General features: G+C 44.0%; 15 protein-coding genes. 12 read left to right on the top strand and 3 right to left on the bottom strand.

Going from position 1 to position 20,115, the window contains the following annotated elements:
* Nucleotides 1-31 precede the first annotated feature (31 nt).
* Nucleotides 32-1,399, bottom strand: a complete 1,368-nt coding sequence (locus JCM16456_RS10440) for an L-serine ammonia-lyase (protein WP_068714157.1) — start codon at nt 1,397-1,399, stop codon at nt 32-34.
* 236 nt (nt 1,400-1,635) lie between these two features.
* Here JCM16456_RS10440 and JCM16456_RS10435 point away from each other — a divergent pair, with 236 nt between their 5' ends.
* The 4 genes from JCM16456_RS10435 (at nt 1,636) to JCM16456_RS10420 (ending at nt 6,559) form a co-directional block, all read left to right on the top strand.
* Nucleotides 1,636-3,090, top strand: a complete 1,455-nt coding sequence (locus tag JCM16456_RS10435; RefSeq protein WP_068714156.1) for a protein adenylyltransferase SelO — start codon at nt 1,636-1,638, stop codon at nt 3,088-3,090.
* 371 nt (nt 3,091-3,461) lie between these two features.
* The gene (locus JCM16456_RS10430; RefSeq protein WP_068714155.1) at nt 3,462-4,460 is read left to right on the top strand and encodes a TRAP transporter substrate-binding protein; all 999 of its coding nucleotides are present in this window, start codon (nt 3,462-3,464) and stop codon (nt 4,458-4,460) included.
* A gap of 63 nt (nt 4,461-4,523) precedes the next feature.
* The gene (locus JCM16456_RS10425; protein WP_068714154.1) at nt 4,524-5,195 is read left to right on the top strand and encodes a TRAP transporter small permease; all 672 of its coding nucleotides are present in this window, start codon (nt 4,524-4,526) and stop codon (nt 5,193-5,195) included.
* 2 nt (nt 5,196-5,197) lie between these two features.
* Nucleotides 5,198-6,559: a TRAP transporter large permease gene (locus tag JCM16456_RS10420; RefSeq protein ID WP_068714153.1), complete on the top strand. Its 1,362-nt coding sequence runs from the start codon at nt 5,198-5,200 to the stop codon at nt 6,557-6,559.
* 56 nt (nt 6,560-6,615) lie between these two features.
* Here JCM16456_RS10420 and JCM16456_RS10415 read toward each other — a convergent pair whose 3' ends face one another.
* Together JCM16456_RS10415 and JCM16456_RS10410 are read right to left on the bottom strand one after the other, a co-directional pair.
* A complete protein-coding gene (locus JCM16456_RS10415; protein ID WP_068714152.1) occupies nt 6,616-7,959 on the bottom strand; it encodes a sigma-54-dependent transcriptional regulator in 1,344 nt (447 codons plus the stop codon).
* Between the two features lie 9 nt (nt 7,960-7,968).
* Complete coding sequence (locus JCM16456_RS10410) at nt 7,969-9,789, bottom strand: sensor histidine kinase (protein ID WP_068714151.1); 1,821 nt, start codon at nt 9,787-9,789, stop codon at nt 7,969-7,971.
* A gap of 524 nt (nt 9,790-10,313) precedes the next feature.
* Here JCM16456_RS10410 and tig point away from each other — a divergent pair.
* The 8 genes from tig (at nt 10,314) to cmk (ending at nt 20,005) form a co-directional block, all read left to right on the top strand.
* Nucleotides 10,314-11,618 carry a trigger factor gene (gene tig / locus JCM16456_RS10405; RefSeq protein WP_068714150.1) on the top strand — a complete coding sequence of 435 codons (1,305 nt, stop codon included), beginning with the start codon at nt 10,314-10,316 and terminating at the stop codon, nt 11,616-11,618.
* A gap of 105 nt (nt 11,619-11,723) precedes the next feature.
* Nucleotides 11,724-12,350, top strand: a complete 627-nt coding sequence (gene clpP / locus JCM16456_RS10400) for an ATP-dependent Clp endopeptidase proteolytic subunit ClpP (RefSeq protein ID WP_068714149.1) — start codon at nt 11,724-11,726, stop codon at nt 12,348-12,350.
* A 119-nt stretch (nt 12,351-12,469) separates the two neighbouring features.
* Nucleotides 12,470-13,750 carry an ATP-dependent protease ATP-binding subunit ClpX gene (gene clpX, locus JCM16456_RS10395; RefSeq protein ID WP_068714148.1) on the top strand — a complete coding sequence of 427 codons (1,281 nt, stop codon included), beginning with the start codon at nt 12,470-12,472 and terminating at the stop codon, nt 13,748-13,750.
* 120 nt (nt 13,751-13,870) lie between these two features.
* Nucleotides 13,871-16,222, top strand: coding sequence for an endopeptidase La (gene lon / locus JCM16456_RS10390; RefSeq protein ID WP_068714147.1), 2,352 nt, complete (start codon nt 13,871-13,873; stop codon nt 16,220-16,222).
* A gap of 194 nt (nt 16,223-16,416) precedes the next feature.
* On the top strand, nt 16,417-16,689 hold the full coding sequence (locus JCM16456_RS10385; RefSeq protein WP_068714146.1) for an HU family DNA-binding protein: 273 nt from the start codon (nt 16,417-16,419) through the stop codon (nt 16,687-16,689).
* A gap of 152 nt (nt 16,690-16,841) precedes the next feature.
* Complete coding sequence (gene ppiD, locus JCM16456_RS10380) at nt 16,842-18,692, top strand: peptidylprolyl isomerase (RefSeq protein WP_068716028.1); 1,851 nt, start codon at nt 16,842-16,844, stop codon at nt 18,690-18,692.
* Nucleotides 18,693-18,833: 141 nt separating this feature from the next.
* Nucleotides 18,834-19,145, top strand: coding sequence for a ComEA family DNA-binding protein (locus JCM16456_RS10375; protein WP_068714145.1), 312 nt, complete (start codon nt 18,834-18,836; stop codon nt 19,143-19,145).
* Between the two features lie 176 nt (nt 19,146-19,321).
* Nucleotides 19,322-20,005 carry a (d)CMP kinase gene (gene cmk, locus JCM16456_RS10370; protein WP_068714144.1) on the top strand — a complete coding sequence of 228 codons (684 nt, stop codon included), beginning with the start codon at nt 19,322-19,324 and terminating at the stop codon, nt 20,003-20,005.
* Nucleotides 20,006-20,115 lie beyond the last annotated feature (110 nt).

Below are 20,115 nucleotides of genomic sequence, written 5' to 3'. Positions count from 1 at the left end.
GAGCGGCTCACTATTTCAACATGACACATTGCTATTCGCATGGTGGAGCGAGGTGCACTAAGGCAAGTCCCCCTAATGCGGTTTCTCGGTATTTTGCGTTCATATCTTTGCCTGTTTGGTACATAGTATCGATAACTTTATCGAGAGAAATTAGACTCTTACTTGTGCGTTTTATTGCCATGCGTGATGCATTAATGGCTTTCATCGCTCCCATCGCATTGCGTTCAATACAGGGGACTTGTACTAAGCCTCCGATGGGATCACAAGTCATGCCAAGCGAGTGCTCCATGGCTATCTCGGCAGCCATGCAGATCTGTTCATTACTTCCGCCCCACAGCGACGTAAGACCCGCCGCTGCCATCGATGATGACACTCCAATTTCCCCTTGGCACCCCACTTCTGCACCGGAAATCGATGCATTCGTTTTGTATAGAATTCCGATGGCTCCAGCAACGGCAAAAAAATCACGTACTTGTTTGGTATCGAGCGGTCGAACAAATTGGTTGAAGTACATTAATACCGCAGGTATTACGCCTGCTGCACCATTAGTGGGGGAAGTGACCACTTGTCCACCGGCTGCGTTTTCCTCACTTACGGCAAACGCGAATAAATTGACCCAATCCAGAATCGCCATAGGATCTTTTTCTAGAGTGATATTCGATTCCAATTTTTTTAGTAGCGCAGGCGCACGTCGAATCACATTCAGTCCTCCCGCCAAAATGCCTTCTTGTTCATAGCCTTTTTGCATGCAATTGCGCATTACTTGCCATAGATGATCGACTTGGGTGTCTATTTCTTGTGTCGTCCGGGTAGCCTGTTCATTGGCGAGTACCAATCCGCAGATGCTTAAGCCATGTTTTTCCGCCAAACTGAGCAATTGGTTGGCACTGGTAAACGAATAGGGGAAATTGGTGCTTAGGCGTGGTATTGGATTAAGTAACTCTTGTTCAGAAGCAACAAAGCCTCCACCAATCGAATAGGCAGTATAGTGATGAATTAATTTGTCTTTTTCGTTAAATGCTGAAAAACGCATTCCGTTTTCATGATGGGGAAGGGAATGAGTATGGAACAGTAAATCCTTATCATAGCTAAAAGGAATATCGCCCAGAGCTGGAATAGATAAATACCCGGCCTTTACCCCATGCTGCCACGCTTGCTCCGCGGTTTCTTTGTCAATCGTGTCCGGCTGAAATCCATTTAAACCTACAATGACTGCTCGGTCAGTTTGGTGACCTTTACCGGTTAAGGCAAGTGAGCCAAACAGTTCAATTTGTATGCGATGTACGTTGGTGTAGCCTGTAAGCTGTTGTGCAAAATCAGCGGCAGCGACCATTGGCCCGTTAGTATGTGAACTCGATGGACCTACACCTACTTTGAAAATATCAAATATCGATAGCATATCGTTCACTCCATAGTCATGAACAACGTTGAACTGTATTAGCTGAAGTATAGATAGAGACAGTTTATATACCCAAATGACCTCAATATGCAGAATTCAAAGCTGTATCAACAAGAACAGCTCAAACTTAATTATGGTAGCAATAGTCATTCCCTCTCAAGGTAATTGACTAAAACCTAGTATTTTACTCAAGTATTTGCTACCGTTTGGATCTGTTTCATAAGTTGAGATGCAGCATGTCGATTTGGGATTCCGTCCAATTAGTTTCGCGTTACAGTCAATTACCTAACGCTTTTTACACTCGTATTAAACCCCAACCACTCGATGAGATGGAATGGCTAGTGTGGAATGCGCCGTTAGCCAAACTATTGGGTCAGCCTGAGTCACCCACTCTTGAATTGCTTGAGAGTGTTACCGGGCTTGTGTCAGATGATAAGTTAACCCCGTTAGCGATGAAATATGCTGGCCATCAGTTTGGTGTGTACAACCCGGACCTAGGTGATGGACGCGGATTACTGTTGACCCAAATAACGGCTTTAGATGGTGAAGTGTACGACCTACATCTTAAAGGTGCTGGCCTAACACCTTATTCTCGTATGGGAGATGGACGAGCGGTATTACGTTCAACCATTCGTGAGTATTTGTGTAGCGAAGCGATGGCCGGATTAGGGATTCCAACCACACGTGCACTAGGAATGATTGGCAGTCAAACACCAATTTATCGTGAAACGCAGGAGCGTGGTGCTTTACTGTTGCGCGTGGCCCAAAGTCATATTCGCTTTGGTCACTTTGAGCATTTTTTCTATACCAATCAAATTGCAGAGTTACGTTTACTTGCTGATAGCGTTTTGCTATGGCATTTCCCCTCATGTTTAGAGGCCGAAAAACCTTATGCTGCTATGTTTGAACAAATTGTAACAACGACTGCCTCCATGATAGCCCATTGGCAAGCGGTGGGATTTGCCCATGGCGTAATGAACACCGATAACATGTCGATACTTGGCCAAACTTTTGATTATGGACCATTTGGATTTTTAGACGATTATGATCCTGAATTCATCTGTAATCATTCAGACTATCAAGGGCGTTATCGTTTTGATCGCCAGCCTCGGGTCGCGTTATGGAACTTGTCGGCGCTAGCTCATGCGCTCTCACCACTTATCGATCGAACCGATTTGGAATCGGGATTGGCCCTTTACGAGCCAACATTAAACCAAGAATACAGCATTTTGATGCGCAAAAAGTTAGGGCTAACCACTCAACAGTTGGGCGACAGCGAGCTGTTTGATCAACTGTTTGCGATGTTGGCAAGTAACCGAACCGACTATACTCGTTTTCTGCGCCAACTTGCTTGCATCGATCGCGACGGAAATCAACCGCTACTCGACTTGGTTATCAATAGAAACCAGGCAGAGCAGTGGTTAGCGGCTTATCGCCAACGTTGTGAGAGCGAAGGTGAGGTTGACTGGTCAATTCGCTGCGCTGCAATGCGTCAAGTAAACCCCAAATACATTCTGCGAAATTACTTAGCACAACAAGCGATTGAAAAAGCAGAGCAGGGCGATATAAGCGAGGTATTACTGTTGGCTAAGGTACTTGCTACACCTTTTGATGAACATAATGAGCACGCTCATTTAGCCAAACTACCCCCAGAGTGGGGCAAGCAGTTGGAAATTAGCTGTTCTTCATAGTACTTTAATCCGATCTATAGTGCTTTAGTCTGATCTTTGATTTCTGATCAGAATTCAACGTTTCATCAACGAGCACAGGTCAATCTCGATGTTGGAAGGAACGCTCACCCCTTTCAACGTCTATTCGAGATAAGGTTGGCGGGAAATGACTCATTTGGTCGATCTGGATGGGTTACTTTCCACCCATTTCCCCCAAGTTTAGATGCATCATTTTTTCTTTTTAACGTCTTAAGTTATGTTAATAGGTGTTAAGTTGTTGAATTGAAACAAATGTTATAAAATTGTTTCAACTTGGCTTGTTTATTGCTCTTTTAAAGGCATACAGACTCCATTGATGGGGCTGATATATAAAACCTTTAAGGAGAATAAGAATGTTGAAACCAATTACCCTACTTACTGCTTCCATTCTTGCTACGACCAGTTTTTCTGCATTTGCTGCTTGTGAACCGGGCGAGATTGTCATCAAATTTAGTCACGTTACCAATACGGATAAACACCCTAAAGGCATTGCTGCTTCGTTACTTGAGAAACGCGTTAACGAAGAGATGAATGGCAAAGCGTGTATGCAGGTGTTCCCTAACTCAACGTTATACGATGATGACAAAGTACTCGAAGCCTTGCTCAATGGCGATGTGCAAATGGCCGCACCTTCTCTCTCTAAATTTGAGAAATTCACCAAAAAGTTCCGCATTTTTGACCTTCCTTTTCTTTTTGATGATGTAGAAGCGGTAGACCGTTTTCAAAACTCACCGGCTGGTGAAAAATTGAAAAACGTTATGAAACGCCGCGGCGTCCAAGGTCTTGCATTTTGGCATAACGGTATGAAACAGATCTCGGCCAACAAACCTATTGTGATGCCCTCCGATGCCAGAGGCCTCAAGTTCCGTGTACAAGCGTCTGATGTGCTAGTTGCCCAATTTGAGCAGCTTGGCGCCAACCCTCAAAAAATGTCATTTGCCGAAGTGTATGGTGGTTTGCAAACCAAAGTTATCGATGGTCAAGAGAACACTTGGTCCAATATTTACGGTAAGAAATTCTTTGAAGTTCAAGATGGTACAACGGAAACCAATCACGGAATTCTCGATTACCTCGTTGTGACATCATCTAAATGGTGGGCCAAGTTACCAAACGATGTGCGCACTCAATTGGCACAAATTATCAAGGAAGTGTCGGCAACCCGTAACGCCGAATCAAACAAAGTAGAACAGATGAACCGTCAATACGTCATCGATGCTGGTGGTGTTGTTCGTCAGTTAACCCCAGAACAACGTCAACAGTGGGTTGATGCGTTGAAACCAGTCTGGAAGAAGTTCGAAAAAGACATCGGTTCTGATCTGATTCAATCCGCGTTGGATGCGAATAAAAAATAGCGTTCGAGTGGCCTTCTGTGCGGGAAGGCCACACCCCATTTGACCAATTGAGCGATGTATCTCATGGAAAAATCCTTTTTTAGTCGCGTAGGCGAGGTGACCGATAAGGTAGAAGAAACCTTGATCGCGTTCTTTCTCGGAGCGATGACTCTTCTGACTTTTGTCAATGTCATTATGCGTTATGCATTTAATGACAATATTTTGTGGGCTGTCGAATTAACGGTCTTTATGTTTGCATGGATGGTTCTTGTGGGCGCCTCCTACGGTGTAAAGAAGCATTTCCATATTGGCGTCGATGTGGTGATTAATATTGTGTCACCTCCATGGCGAAAAGTGTTGGCGCTCCTTTCTGCCGTAAGCTGTCTGGCCTTCGCCATTTTGCTATTAGTCGGCTCGTGGAACTATTGGTATCCGTTTGCGACGGAGCGCGCATGGTATGAGACCGACGATATCCCTATGCCTGATCTTCTGCGTTTTATGGAAGATTGGTTAAACGAAGGGGAGGCTTACGAAAAATTGCCTCGTTTTATTCCTTATCTTGCTCTGCCACTAGGTATGGCATTACTCACGTTTCGATTCTTACAGGCAGCATGGATGATTGTGTTCTGTGGTGCTGACCGTTTAATTGCTGGTCATGAAGCTGAAGAAGATCTTGATGCGCTTAAAGCTGAATTGGCCGATGTTGGAGAGGCATTTGACTCGAAAACCAATTCAACTGTTGATAAGGAGAAATAATCATGGCTATTTTGGTTCTCTTTTTGATGGTGATTGGGTTTATGCTGATTGGCGTGCCAATTGCTGTTTCGCTCGGCCTATCCAGTATTCTGTTTTTGATGTGGCACTCTGAAGCCTCTTTGGCTTCCGTTGCGCAAACGCTGTTTAATGCATTCGAAGGCCATTACACCTTATTAGCTATTCCTTTCTTTATTTTGGCTTCAAGCTTTATGTCCACGGGTGGGGTAGCTAAACGAATCATTCGCTTTGCAATAGCAATGGTAGGCTGGTTCCCTGGTGGTATGGCGATGGCATCGGTTGTGGCGTGTATGATGTTTGCTGCCCTATCGGGTTCCTCTCCAGCAACAGTAGTGGCGATTGGTAGTATCGTGATTACCGCGATGATCAAAAATGGCTACACCAAAGAATTTGCCGCTGGGGTTATTTGTAACGCAGGTACGCTAGGTATCTTGATTCCGCCTTCGATTGTAATGGTTGTGTACTCAGCCGCCACCGATGTTTCGGTTGGGCGTATGTTTTTGGGAGGCGTAATCCCTGGGCTGTTAGCTGGGTTGATGTTAATGGTTGCTATCTACATCGCTGCGCGAGTGAAAAAGTTGCCGAAACAACCTTTTGTGGGGTGGAAAGAGGCATTAATCTCTGCCAAAGAAGCAAGCTGGGGGTTATTACTTGTCGTTATTATCCTGGGTGGTATTTATGGCGGTATCTTTACCCCAACAGAAGCGGCGGCAGTGGCTGCAATATACTCCTTCTTTATTGCTAATTTTATCTACCGCGATATGGGGCCGTTTGCTGATAAACAAAATCGGGCCAACTTTGTGGTCAAGGTATTGCATTCTTTTGTGCATAAAGACACTCAGAAAACCTTAGTTGATGCCGGTAAGTTAACTATCATGCTGCTGTTTATTATTGCCAATGCATTGATTCTGAAGCATGTGTTAACAGAAGAACGTGTTCCGCAAATGATTACTGAGTCGATATTGGAGGCTGGGTTTGGGCCAATTACTTTCCTTATCGCTGTCAACATATTGCTGTTAATCGGTGGTCAATTTATGGAGCCATCGGGGCTACTCATCATAGTGGCACCATTGGTATTCCCGATTGCAATTGCTTTAGGGATTGACCCAATTCACTTAGGTATCATGATGGTAGTAAACATGGAAATTGGCATGATAACGCCTCCTGTTGGGCTCAACCTCTTTGTGACGGCTGGGGTTGCGAAAATGTCGATGCTCAATGTGGTGAAGGCCGCCTTACCTTGGGTAGCGATTATGTTCCTGTTCTTGATTATCGTAACCTATATTCCTGCTGTATCGACCTGGTTGCCAACGATGCTGATGGGGCCTGAAATTATTACCAAGTAATCTCATAGCATAAAAAAACCTCGTCTTCGGATGAGGTTTTTCTTTGGCATAATGAATTAGCTGGCTTTGTATAAGTCCTTATCTAGGCGATATTTTTGCATTTTGTCGTATAAGGTTTTACGTGGAATGGCCAATTTATCCATGGTTTCCTTAATGCTACCTCCACAAGCAATGAGCGCCTCTTCAATCACGGTTTTCTCAAATTCAGCAACTTGATCTGCCAGACTATTAAGTGATGATATCGAGATAGGTGTATCGGTAAGGTGGCTCAATTTGCCAAGTAAAACGTAGCGCTCAGCACTGTTTCTCAGTTCACGTACATTCCCTGGCCAAGAGTGATTAATTAAGGATTGTAGATCTTGGCGCGATAGCGATTGAGCGGCTTTGCCATAGCGAGCCGCCGCCACCAAAAGAAAGTGATGAAATAATGCGGGGATGTCTTCTTTTCGCTCCCGTAGCGGCGGAATGTCGAGTGTGACAATGTTAAGGCGATAATACAAATCTTGCCTAAATACACCATCTAACGCCGCTTGTTTAAGATCGATCTTCGTTGCTGCAATAACGCGAATATCGAGAGGAATCAGCTCATTAGATCCAACTCTCTCAATGACTCGTTCTTGCAATACTCTAAGTAACCTTATTTGCGCTTGCATTGGCATTGATTCAATTTCATCAAGAAACAGCGTGCCGCCTTGGGCATGCTCGAATTTGCCAATACGTTTTGCTTCTGCACCTGTAAAAGCCCCCTTCTCATGGCCATAAAGCTCACTTTCAATGAGATTTTCTGGTACTGCACCACAGTTGACAGCGACAAAATTACGCTCACGTCGCGAGCTTTGCTCATGTAGGGAGCGAGCGATAAGCTCTTTCCCTGTGCCGGTTTCGCCAAACAGTAGAATGTCGGCATCCGTATCTGCAATATGAGAGATTGTGTCGCGCAGTTGTTGAATTGAGAGTGTTTCGCCAATAATTCGTGGACCTAATGTTTGACTGGCTTTTAAGCTGCGCTTGAGCTTTTGGTTTTCAATGGTCAGGCAGCGTTTTTCTATAGCACGTAGCGTGGTTTCAATTAAACGTTCTGTGGCAAAGGGTTTCTCAATAAAATCATAGGCTCCATCATGCATTGCTTGAACAGCCATAGAAATATCGCCATGGCCTGTAATCAAAATAACAGGAATGTCAGGCTCTTGTTGAGTCAACGTCGCCAACAAATTATGCCCAGTTAAACCAGGGAGACAGATATCTGAAATAATGACAGCAGGTGATTCTCCCTCTTTGAGAGCAAGTAAGGCATCTTCAGCGCAAGCGAAAAAACGGGCATCAATATCCGCTAGTTCAAAACTTTGTTCGATTGCTACTCTTAAGTCATTTTCATCGTCAATAAAAAACACATCACACATAATGGCTCCTCAGTGTTGATTCTCTGGTGGCGGGGGCGATAGAACCATGGGGACCTCCACCTCGGGGAGAGCTATAACAAACCTTGCACCGCCTCTTGGTGCCTCGGTGACGGTGAGCTTACCGTTTAAACTAGCAATAATTTGATGAGAGATAGAGAGCCCCAAGCCTAAGCCATTTTTCTTGGTAGTATAAAAGGGATCAAAAAGGTGTATTCGTTTGTCTAGAGGAACTCCGGGGCCATTGTCATCAACAAACAGCATGACCAAACCTTCATGTACTTCTAGATGTATGTCGACTTGTTTTACTTCTTGATTCTCCATGGCCTGTAAAGCATTCGTCAGCAGGTTAATCAGCACTTGCTCAAGCTGGATTGGATTCATGCTAACCCAAATTGGCTGTTCTGGAGTGTGAATGGCTAAATCAACATGGTGAGCTTGATATTGTGGCTGAACCAGTTCTTTAGCGGATAAGATGACGGGCAAAAGCTGGGCGACAACTTGTTCTTTTGCATCAGATTTTCGAGCAAAAGACTTTAATTGATTGCTGATTTTCGCCATACGGTCTGTTAGAGATGAAATGCGCGCTAAGTTGTCATCCACTCGTTCAATTTGGCCTTTAGCGATAAAACGTCGAGCATTATCGGCAAAGCCGCGAATCGCGGCTAACGGGTTGTTAAGTTCATGACTGATGCTCGCCGACATTTGCCCGAGCATCGCGAGTTTAGCCGCCTGTATAAGTTCGTCTTGAGTTTGACGCAAAGCCCCTTCGGTGCGAATACGCTCTTGCACCTCTGCATGTAACTCTGATGTACGCTCCATCACCAAAAATTCGAGTTTCTGTTTTGCTTCTTGTTGAATTTGTTCAATCTGTCTTTGCCGTGCAAGACGATGGTAAATCAACAATAAAATGAGGTATACAATAGCGAAAACCATAGTCAGAATGAGCACCGCGCCAAAAGTAGTCCAAAACAGATCCATTTTAGGAGTAAGAACGCGAATATTGAGGTTTAACTCTGATAACGGGCGACTGTTAACAATCATGTCTCCTGTTAGCCAACCTTGTTTCGGGTTGGTCCATTCTGCTGGCGAATGGGTTAAATCAGCCACAAAGCCCAATGATGGAATGGTATTGTTGAGGTATTGGCGACTATTACGTATTTTTTCCCTCGTCTCTGGGGATAAGTCGATAATACTTTTAAATAGCCATTTGGGTTGACTCGACATGAAGATGACACTGTTGGCATCTGTGGCAACAAAGTAACTGTCAGGGTTTTGCCAATTGTCCTCAATCGCTGTCAAATCCATTTTTACGACGACGACGCCGATGATTTCTGCCGCATAAATAACGGGGTAGGAATAATAGTACCCTCGCTCGCCAGAGGTCGAGCCGAGTGCAAAGTATTGGCTGCTATCACCAACAATCGCTTCATAAAAATAGGGGCGCCACGCAAAGTTACGGCCAATAAAAGTTCGGCCTAAGGACCAATTACTTGCTGCAATAGTGGTTCCTTTGGGATCCAGTAGGTAAGTGTCGGATGCCTGAATAACGTTATTTACCTGTTCTAAAAAGCGATTAGTTATTTCAATTTGGGCCGAGTTATTGGGGCTGAGTAGTGCGTCAATTAATTCGCGATCTTTTGATAACAAGCGCGGAATGGTGGCATATTTGTCTAGTTTCGCAGCAATATGTGAAGAGAATCGTTCTAACTGTGTAGTATGGTCAGTGATGAGCGACTGATAACTATAGTGCCATACCCAATGAGCGGTCAGTGCCGTCACAAACAGGTAGAGAAGCACAAAATAGACATTAAAACGACGTAATGGCAGCATCCTGATGCCTCAACTGCAGATTCCAGAGTTCTAAGCATAATGGGAAAGCGATAAAACGTGCTGGGAAAGGTGCTGAATTTGCGGAGTAAAACCTGAGCAAGATCTCTTTTTAAACAATTCGGCCTATTTTCAAGAAAAAAACCTTAACAACGCCTTGAAATAGGTTGATATGCCCCCATTTCCTACACCGTGCCATGTTAGTTTGGTGTTTTTTTTAGCACTTGATTGGGTTTTTAGAACTTAAAACACTTCATCTCGGGTCGGCGCTCGACAGGAAAAGCGTAGCTCGTTAGAATGTCGCGTCTCTAATTTTTGGTTCTGAGACTAATCGGAGATACCTTTCATCAGCCAATGGCTGGCCAAGATATCACTCATTAGTCCGATATACGATTCCTCGTGGGACGTATATCTACACTCAATTGATACATTTATGTGCTCGTTCGGGCATACTACATGGATGCAGCCAAACTAGGTTTTGGCTCACGATGCTCAGTGAACTGAGCAAGTTTTGAGGTTTAAATATAATGCAAGTTACTGTTGAAACGCTAGAAGGCCTACAACGCCGTCTTAACATTACTGTTCCTGCTGCAAACGTTGAAGATGCAGTGACAGCTGAACTACGCAACATTGCGAAAAACCGTCGTTTCGATGGCTTCCGTAAAGGCAAAGTGCCAATGAAAATGGTTGCTCAAATGTACGGTCAAGCAGTTCGTCAAGACGTTCTAGGCGAAGTTATGCAACGTCACTTCATCGAAGCAATCGTAAAAGAAAAAATCAACCCAGCTGGCGCACCTACTTTTGCTCCTGTTGAAGTTGCTGAAGGTAAAGACGTTGTTTTCACAGCGACTTTCGAAGTGTACCCAGAAGTTGAACTGAAAGGTCTATCTAACATCTCTGTTGAAAAACCAACTGCTGATGTACAAGATGCAGACGTAGAAGAAATGCTAGAAACTCTACGTAAACAACAGTCTACTTGGACTGAAGTTGACGCTCCAGCAGCTGAAGGCACTCGCGTTAGTATCGATTTCGTTGGTTCTATCGACGGTGAAGAATTTGAAGGCGGTAAAGCTGAAAACTTCCCACTAGAAATGGGTGCTGGCCGTATGATTCCTGGTTTTGAAGACGGTATCGTTGGCAAAACTGCAGGTATGGAATTCGATATCGAAGTAAACTTCCCAGAAGATTACCACGCTGAAAACCTAAAAGGTAAAGCAGCGAAATTTGCTATCAAAGTGAACAAAGTTGAAGCTCAAGAGCTTCCTGAATTGAATGACGAATTTGTTTCTAAATTCGGTGTTCAAGAAGGTGGTGTTGAAGCGCTTAAAGCTGAAGTTCGCAAAAACATGGAACGCGAGCTTAAACAAGCTGTTAAAGCAAACATCAAACAGCAAGCTATTGACGGCCTAGTAGCTGAAAACGACATCGATGTTCCTTCTGCACTGATCGACCAAGAAATCGACGTTCTACGTGGTCAAGCTGCACAACGTTTTGGTGGCAACACTGAAGCTGCTGCACAACTTCCACGCGAACTATTTGAAGAACAAGCAAAACGTCGCGTTGTAGTTGGTCTATTATTAGGTGAAGTCATCAAATCTAAAGAGCTAAAAGCTGACGAAGAGAAAGTGAAAGCTCTTATCGAAGAAATGGCGACTGCATACGAAGACCCATCTGAAGTGATTGCTTACTACGAGCAAAACCAACAAATGATGGATAACATGCGTAACCTGGCTCTTGAAGATCAGGCAATCGACGCGATCATTGCTGATGCAAAAGTTTCTGAGAAAGCAGTTAGCTTTAACGAGCTAATGAACCCTCAAACTGCTGCTTAATAAGCAATATGTAGCGTAGAAGGTTGACGAAACGTTGACTCTTCTGCTAACAATGGTCCGTATGATATTCGTCATCCGGGCCATTTATTTTAGGGATATAAGACTATGAGCTACCAAGAAAAAAATGCAATGTCACCAATTATTGATGCGCTAGTACCTATGGTAGTAGAACAGACGTCTCGCGGTGAACGTTCTTATGATATCTATTCTCGTCTGTTAAAAGAGCGTGTCATTTTCTTAACGGGTCAAGTTGAAGACCACATGGCTAATTTGGTTGTGGCGCAACTGCTCTTCTTAGAATCTGAAAACCCTGACAAAGACATCTTCCTCTACATCAACTCTCCTGGTGGTAGCGTGACTGCTGGTATGTCTATCTATGACACCATGCAATTTATCAAGCCTGACGTTAGCACTGTATGTATGGGACAAGCCGCATCAATGGGCGCATTCTTACTAGCGGGTGGTGCGAAGGGTAAACGTTATGCGTTACCAAACTCTCGTGTAATGATTCACCAACCGTTAGGTGGTTTCCAAGGGCAAGCTTCAGACATTCAAATTCATGCCCAAGAAATTCTATCTATCAAACAGAAATTGAATAAATTGCTTGCAGAGCACACTGGTCAAGACCTAGAAGTGATTGAACGTGATACTGATCGCGATAACTTCATGTCTGCGTCTCAATCAGTGGAATATGGTTTGGTAGATGCTGTACTAACTCACCGTGGTGAGTAAAATTAGCAAGTAATAGACTTGATGTCTGGTGTTTGACAGTTCTGCAAATTGCTTCACGCAATTTGAATAAAATTGTTATACACTCAGACCTATATGTGTAAAGGCTAAGAGGTTAGCGAATGACAGATAAAAGCAAAGAGGGTGGTAGTAGTAAACTGCTTTACTGCTCTTTCTGTGGCAAAAGCCAGCACGAAGTTCGCAAGCTGATCGCAGGTCCATCGGTGTATATCTGTGACGAATGTGTCGATCTTTGTAACGATATTATTCGTGAAGAGATTAAAGATGTTCTTCCTAAGAAAGAATCAACGGCATTACCAACGCCGCGTCAGATTCGTGACCACCTAGATGACTATGTGATCGGCCAAGAACAAGCTAAAAAGGTGCTTGCGGTTGCGGTTTATAACCACTACAAGCGTTTACGTAACGGCGATACCACTAGTGAAGGCGTGGAACTTGGTAAAAGTAACATCCTGCTGATTGGTCCAACAGGTAGCGGTAAAACGCTTCTTGCTGAAACCTTAGCGCGTTTTCTAGATGTGCCGTTTACGATGGCCGATGCAACAACATTGACTGAAGCGGGTTATGTGGGTGAAGACGTTGAAAACATCATCCAAAAATTGCTTCAAAAATGTGACTACGACGTGGCTAAAGCTGAACGTGGTATTGTCTATATCGATGAGATCGACAAGATTTCTCGTAAGGCAGAAAACCCATCCATCACCCGTGATGTTTCTGGTGAAGGCGTTCAACAAGCGCTATTGAAGCTTGTCGAGGGCACGGTTGCATCTGTTCCACCACAAGGTGGCCGTAAACATCCGCAACAAGAATTCCTTCAAGTTGATACCTCTAAAATCTTATTTATCTGTGGCGGTGCGTTTGCTGGCCTAGATAAAGTGGTTGAACAGCGTGTATCAAAAGGAACGGGTATCGGATTTGCTGCTGAAGTGCACTCTAAAGACCAGAGCCAATCATTGAGTGAACTGTTTACTCAAGTTGAGCCTGAAGATTTAGTGAAATACGGTTTGATTCCAGAGTTCATCGGTCGTTTGCCAGTAACGGCAACCTTGACTGAATTGGATGAAGACGCGTTAATCCAGATTCTTAACGAACCGAAAAACGCTCTAACAAAACAGTATGGTGCGTTGTTCGAGCTAGAAAACGTAGATTTAGAATTCCGTGAAGACGCACTGAAAGCGATTGCTGCCAAAGCAATGAAACGCAAAACAGGTGCTCGTGGTCTGCGCTCTATTCTGGAAAATGTACTTTTGGAAACAATGTACGAACTTCCTTCCATGACCGATGTGAGTAAAGTGGTTATCGATGAATCCGTTATTAACGGTGAATCAGAACCATTGATGATTTACTCAAATAAAGACAGCCAAGCGGCTGGCGCTGAGTAACTTCGGTCAAGAAAATAGCAAAGGAGGTAGAAATACCTCCTTTTTTTATGTTCTGTTATTGATTCCAGTAAGTTAGCCCCCATATACTTCGATATGAATGAAAGCGGAAGAGAGAAAAATATGAACTTGGAACGTTCCGAGCGTATCGAGATCCCCGTACTACCTCTGCGCGATGTAGTGGTTTATCCACACATGGTTATCCCTTTGTTTGTTGGTCGAGAAAAGTCCATTCAATGCCTTGAAGCTGCGATGGATAACAACAAACAAGTTCTCCTTGTCGCACAAAAGCAGGCGGAGACTGATGAGCCGACAGTATCTGATTTGTTTGACGTTGGTACTGTTGCCACTATTTTGCAATTACTTAAGTTACCAGACGGTACGGTAAAAGTTCTTGTTGAAGGGCAACAGCGCGCTAAAATCGAAAAATTCATCGAGAGCGATTACTTCTCTGCTGAAGCAGAGTTTTTGATCACTCCTGAGCTAGATGAAAAAGAACAAGAAGTGATTGTTCGTAGTGCGATCAATCAATTCGAGGGGTTCATCAAGCTTAACAAGAAGATCCCACCTGAAGTCTTAACCTCACTCAATGGTATTGATGAAGCAGCGCGTCTTGCAGACACGATTGCAGCTCATATGCCCTTGAAATTGGTTGATAAACAGAAGGTGTTGGAAATTTTGGATGTGACGGAACGTTTAGAGTTCCTCATGGGCCAAATGGAATCGGAAATTGATCTGCTGCAAGTTGAAAAACGCATTCGCAACCGAGTGAAAAAGCAGATGGAGAAATCTCAACGTGAGTACTATCTGAATGAGCAAATGAAAGCTATTCAGAAAGAGCTGGGTGAGATGGACGATGCTCCTGACGAATTCGAAGCTCTAAAACAGAAAATCGAAGCGTCAAAAATGCCAAAAGAAGCTCGTGAAAAGACCGAGCAAGAGCTGCAAAAACTGAAAATGATGTCGCCTATGTCTGCGGAAGCAACCGTAGTACGTAGTTATATCGATTGGATGGTGAGCGTTCCTTGGCATAAGCGCTCTAAGGTGAAAAAAGACCTTGCTAAAGCGGAAGAGATTTTAAACTCAGACCACTATGGTCTGGAACGCGTTAAAGAACGTATCTTGGAATACCTCGCAGTGCAAAGCCGAATTAACAAGCTAAAAGGCCCGATCCTTTGTCTTGTTGGGCCTCCAGGTGTGGGTAAAACCTCGCTAGGTCGTTCGATTGCTGCTGCAACAGGTCGTCAATATGTACGTATGGCGCTTGGCGGCGTGCGTGATGAAGCCGAGATTCGTGGTCACCGCCGTACTTACATCGGTTCATTACCTGGTAAGTTGATTCAGAAAATGGCGAAAGTTGGCGTAAAAAACCCACTGTTCCTTTTAGATGAAATTGACAAAATGTCGTCTGACATGCGTGGCGACCCAGCTTCAGCACTGCTTGAAGTTCTTGACCCAGAGCAGAATAACTCGTTTAACGACCACTACTTAGAAGTGGATTACGATTTGTCTGATGTGATGTTCGTTGCAACGTCAAACTCAATGAACATTCCGGGTCCATTGCTTGACCGTATGGAAGTGATTCGTCTCTCTGGCTACACCGAAGACGAGAAACTGAATATCGCAAAACGCCACTTAGTTGGTAAGCAGATTGAACGTAATGGATTGAAAGAAAAAGAAATTACAATTGAAGATTCTGCTATTGTCGGTATCGTCCGCTACTACACTAGAGAAGCTGGTGTCCGTAGTCTAGAACGTGAGATTTCTAAAATCTGCCGTAAAGCAGTGAAGAATATTTTGCTGAACAAAGATGTTCAACACGTGACAGTGACCATGGATAACTTGAAAGAATATCTAGGCGTACAGCGTTTTGACTATGGTAAAGCAGACGATCACAATCGTATTGGTCAAGTTGTTGGTTTAGCTTGGACTGAAGTGGGTGGTGATCTACTGACTATTGAAGCGCAATCCATGCCTGGTAAAGGTAAAATGACCCAAACCGGTTCATTGGGTGATGTGATGCAAGAGTCTATTCAAGCAGCAATGACTGTCGTTCGCTCTCGTGCCGATAAATTGGGCATTAATGCCGACTTCCATGAAAAACGTGATATTCATGTTCACGTACCGGAAGGTGCGACACCTAAGGATGGTCCAAGTGCGGGTATTGCGATGTGCACCGCATTGGTATCAAGCCTAACTGGTAATCCTGTCAAAGCTGATGTGGCAATGACGGGTGAAATCACACTACGTGGTGAAGTATTACCGATTGGTGGATTGAAAGAAAAACTGCTTGCGGCACACCGTGGCGGCATCAAAACTGTGCTGATTCCAAAAGATAATGAACGCGATTTGGAAGAGATTCCAGCCAATGTTATCGCTGATCTGGACGTTCGTCCGGTGCGTTGGATTGACGAAGTTTTGAAAGTTGCACTGGCTAAAGACCCAACAGGTGTCGAGTTAGAGCCTGTAAAATAGTGATGTGTAGCAAAAATAAGTAAAAGATTACGCTGATTAGCTCAAAAAAGGCTTGTCAGCGTTTTTTTTGCCAGCTAACGTTAAGCTCTGTGACGCTAGCCCTTTAATGACAAGGGTTGCGACACATTTTTGGAATATAATGGAACGAACAGGCACCGAACAAAATAATAATTGGTGACCAAAGGGGAATCACAGTGAATAAAACACAATTAGTAGAACAAATCGCAGCGAATGCTGATATCTCAAAAGCATCTGCAGGTCGTGCTCTAGACGCATTCATCGAAGCAGTAACAGATACGCTTCAATCAGGTGACCAAGTTGCTCTTGTTGGCTTTGGTACTTTCCAGGTACGTACTCGTGCAGCTCGCACTGGTCGTAACCCAAAAACTGGTGACGAAATCCAAATCGCAGAAGCTAAAGTACCTGCATTTAAAGCAGGTAAAGCGCTTAAAGACGCTTGTAACTAATTCGAATGTTGCTAGTTATCTTTTCTAGCAATTAAATCGAACCTTTTTAAAATATGCGCATCCTACTGATGCGCATTTCTTTTTCTGTTATTATCGCGCTATTCAATTTTGAACGAAGTATCTCACTTCTTAATCCGGAGAGCAGTAACACTATGATGGATCGACTACGCGAAGGCGCTAATAGCATCGCGATTAAAGTTATTCTAGGACTCATCATCCTATCCTTCGTTTTTGCTGGCATCGGTAGCTACTTGGTTAGTGGTAGCAACAATGCAGCGGCGAAAGTTGGAGACAGCAAAATCAGTCGCACTGAATTTGAACAAGAATACCAGAACGAACGTAATCGCATGCAATCTCAATTGGGTGATTATTTCTCAAATCTTCTGGGCGACCCTGCTTACGTTGCCTCTTTCCGTAAATCTGTTCTTGATCGTATGATCAACAATCTTTTAGTTGAACAGCAAGCCGAGCAATTAGGCCTGCGTGTTAGCGATGCTCAAGTTCGTGAACAACTGCTTGCCATTCCTGCTTTTCAAAAAGATGGCAAGTTTGATCAAGAGCTTTACCAATCTGCTTTACGTCGCGTTGGTTTCACGCCGGATTCATTTGCTGAATATCTTCGTCAGGATCTAGTTCGTAACCAGCTAATGTCAGCTCTGCAGGGCAGCGCTTTCAGTTTGAAAGGTGAAGTGGCACAGCAGGCTGCCTTGATTAACCAAACACGTGATGTTCGTACAATTACGCTAAAAACAGTGGATTTCGCGAAAACAGTTCAGTTGAGTGACGACGAAATCAATCAGTACTACAAGGAACATCCAGAAGCTTATACTCGCCCAGAGCAAGCTAAAATTTCTTATGTTGAATTGTCTGCCCAAGCATTGCAGTCACAAATTAAAGTGACCGACCAAGAGGTTCAACAGTATTACAAAGAACACCAAGATAAATACTCTACTGCTGAACAACGTAAAGTTAGCCACATCTTAATTAAAGATGATGAGAAAAAAGCAGAAGAAGTATTAAGCGAGCTTAAAGGCGGTGCTGATTTCGCTGCTTTAGCGAAGAAAGACTCTCAAGATGTCGGTAGTGCCAATGAAGGTGGTTCTCTCGGTTGGATTGAACACGACACCATGGACCCAGAGTTTGAAAAAGCAGCATTCGCATTGACAAAAGCTGGCGAACTTTCGGGTGTTGTTAAATCTGCCTTTGGTTATCACATCATTAAACTTGATGAAGTGAAGCCTGGTAAGGTGAAACCGCTGAAAGAGGTTGCGGCGCAAATTCGCACTGAACTTGTCTCGCAAAAAGCTATCGATCAGTTCTACGACTTACAAAGCAAGCTGGAGAAAGTGGCTTTTGAGTCGCCAGATTCATTAGACGAAGCGGCTAAAACTATTGGTGCTAAAGTGGTCACAACTGACTTTGTTTCCGCTCAAGATGCACCTAAGCTTCTGCAAAATACTGATGTACAAAAAGCACTAGAAACCCCAGAAGTAAAAGAAGACGGTCTTAATTCTGAAGTGGTGGAAGTGGCTCCTGAGCATGTAGTGGTTGTTCGTGTTGAAGAATCTCGTCCAGAGCAAGTTCTTCCTTTAGCTCAAGTGAAAGACCAAGTGGTTAAACAGTTGACTGATGTGAAGGCGAAAGACGCTGCAGCGTCACTGGGTGACCAATTAGTGGCAGCTCTGGCGAAAGGTGACGATTCCGTTCTGAAAGCGAACAAGCTTAAGTTTGGTGATGTAGAGACAATTGATCGTAACTCGCCACTGGCCGAAGCCGTATTTGCGATGCCTAAACCTGAAGCAGACAAAGCAACCTACAGTCGTTCTTCTGATGCAGAGCAAAACGTTGTGGTGGTTAAGCTAGAAAAAGTGGCTACCAACAATGATGGCAGATATCAACAGCAAATTGGTCAGCAGCTGACTCAAATTTCGGTACAGCAAGATATGGCTGGCATTCTCGCGATTTTACGTGCGAATACTGACATTGAGTATTATGTGAAGTAAATCCAAGCGTCAATGTATTTGATGTGACAAAAGACGGGCCCCAAATGGGGCCCGTCGTATTTTAGGTGCCTTTGTGTCGGATGGAGAATCCATCGCTTGTAAAATTTCTACGACGATTAAACAAGAGCAAAGGAACACTTTATGCACTATTTATTATTACGAAACCCACATTGGCTACTCAGCACCATTTTGTTTTTGGGTATTCCTACCTTCCAAGCCGTTGCGGCAGACAACAACCCTAAAAGTGAACAGATTCAGATAACCGTTAACATAAACGAGGCATCTGCGGATGAAATGTCCACTTTACTTAAAGGAGTGGGGCTGGCTAAAGCCAAAGCTATCGTAAAATACCGTCAAGCAAACGGTCCATTCAAAACGAAAAATGACCTGACTAAAGTAAAAGGCATTGGTAAATCAATATTAAAGAAAAACGAACAGCGTATTCTGCTCTAATTGTGACCTATGACATAAAGCCCAATCCATTGTGATTGGGCTTTATGTTTTATCTGAGCAAAATCTATCACAGTGGAGATTCTAAACTGGCACATAGACGCGATTGTTATTATAATTTCGGGCCGGTAAAACGCTGTCATTAGAGGCTGCGTAATTAACACAAAGTGGAGTAAAACATGTCCTCTCAAACACCGGTAGTGACCGTCGATGGACCAAGCGGAGCGGGTAAAGGTACGCTTTGTATGTTATTGGCAAAAAAACTTGGTTTTCATCTCCTTGATTCTGGTGCTATTTATCGTGTGTTGGCTTTGGCCGCAATTCACCACGGTGTGGATACTGAATCAGAAGAGGCGTTGGTGCCGCTAGCAACTCATCTCGATGTGCAATTTATTGCAGAAGGCGATTTAGTCCGCGTTATCTTAGAAGGCGAAGATGTGTCTGGTGAACTTCGTAAAGAAGAAACTGGAATGGCTGCATCGAAAGTGGCCGCTCTCCCACGGGTGCGCGAAGCTCTACTTCGTCGTCAACGAGCATTTGCTGATGGTGCAGGTTTGGTTGCTGATGGTCGTGATATGGGTACGGTTGTTTTCCCTGAAGCGGAAGTCAAAATATTTCTCGATGCAAGTGCTGAAGAACGTGCCCGTAGACGCTTTAAGCAGTTGCAACTTAAGGGTTTAGATGTTAAATTTGACGCCCTTTTAAGCGAAATCCAAGAGCGTGACGATCGTGATCGTAACCGCCCGGTGGCTCCTTTACGCCCCGCAGAGGATGCGCTAGTGCTTGATTCTACAACGATGTCTATTGAACAAGTGGTAGAACAGGCACTGATATATATTGAATCTAAGCTTCCACGAGCATAGTTGCATCGGGGAAGTATAGAGCGTTGGTCGCATGGAAGATGACTGGCGAATTTAATAACCCCACGAGGTAGGATACCCGTGGAAGTTTAATTTAATTGAAGATTATTTAA

Origin of the sequence: Vibrio tritonius, assembly GCF_001547935.1 — a bacterium.
GTDB lineage: Bacteria > Pseudomonadota > Gammaproteobacteria > Enterobacterales > Vibrionaceae > Vibrio > Vibrio tritonius.
This window is presented reverse-complemented; position numbering and strand designations above follow the sequence as displayed.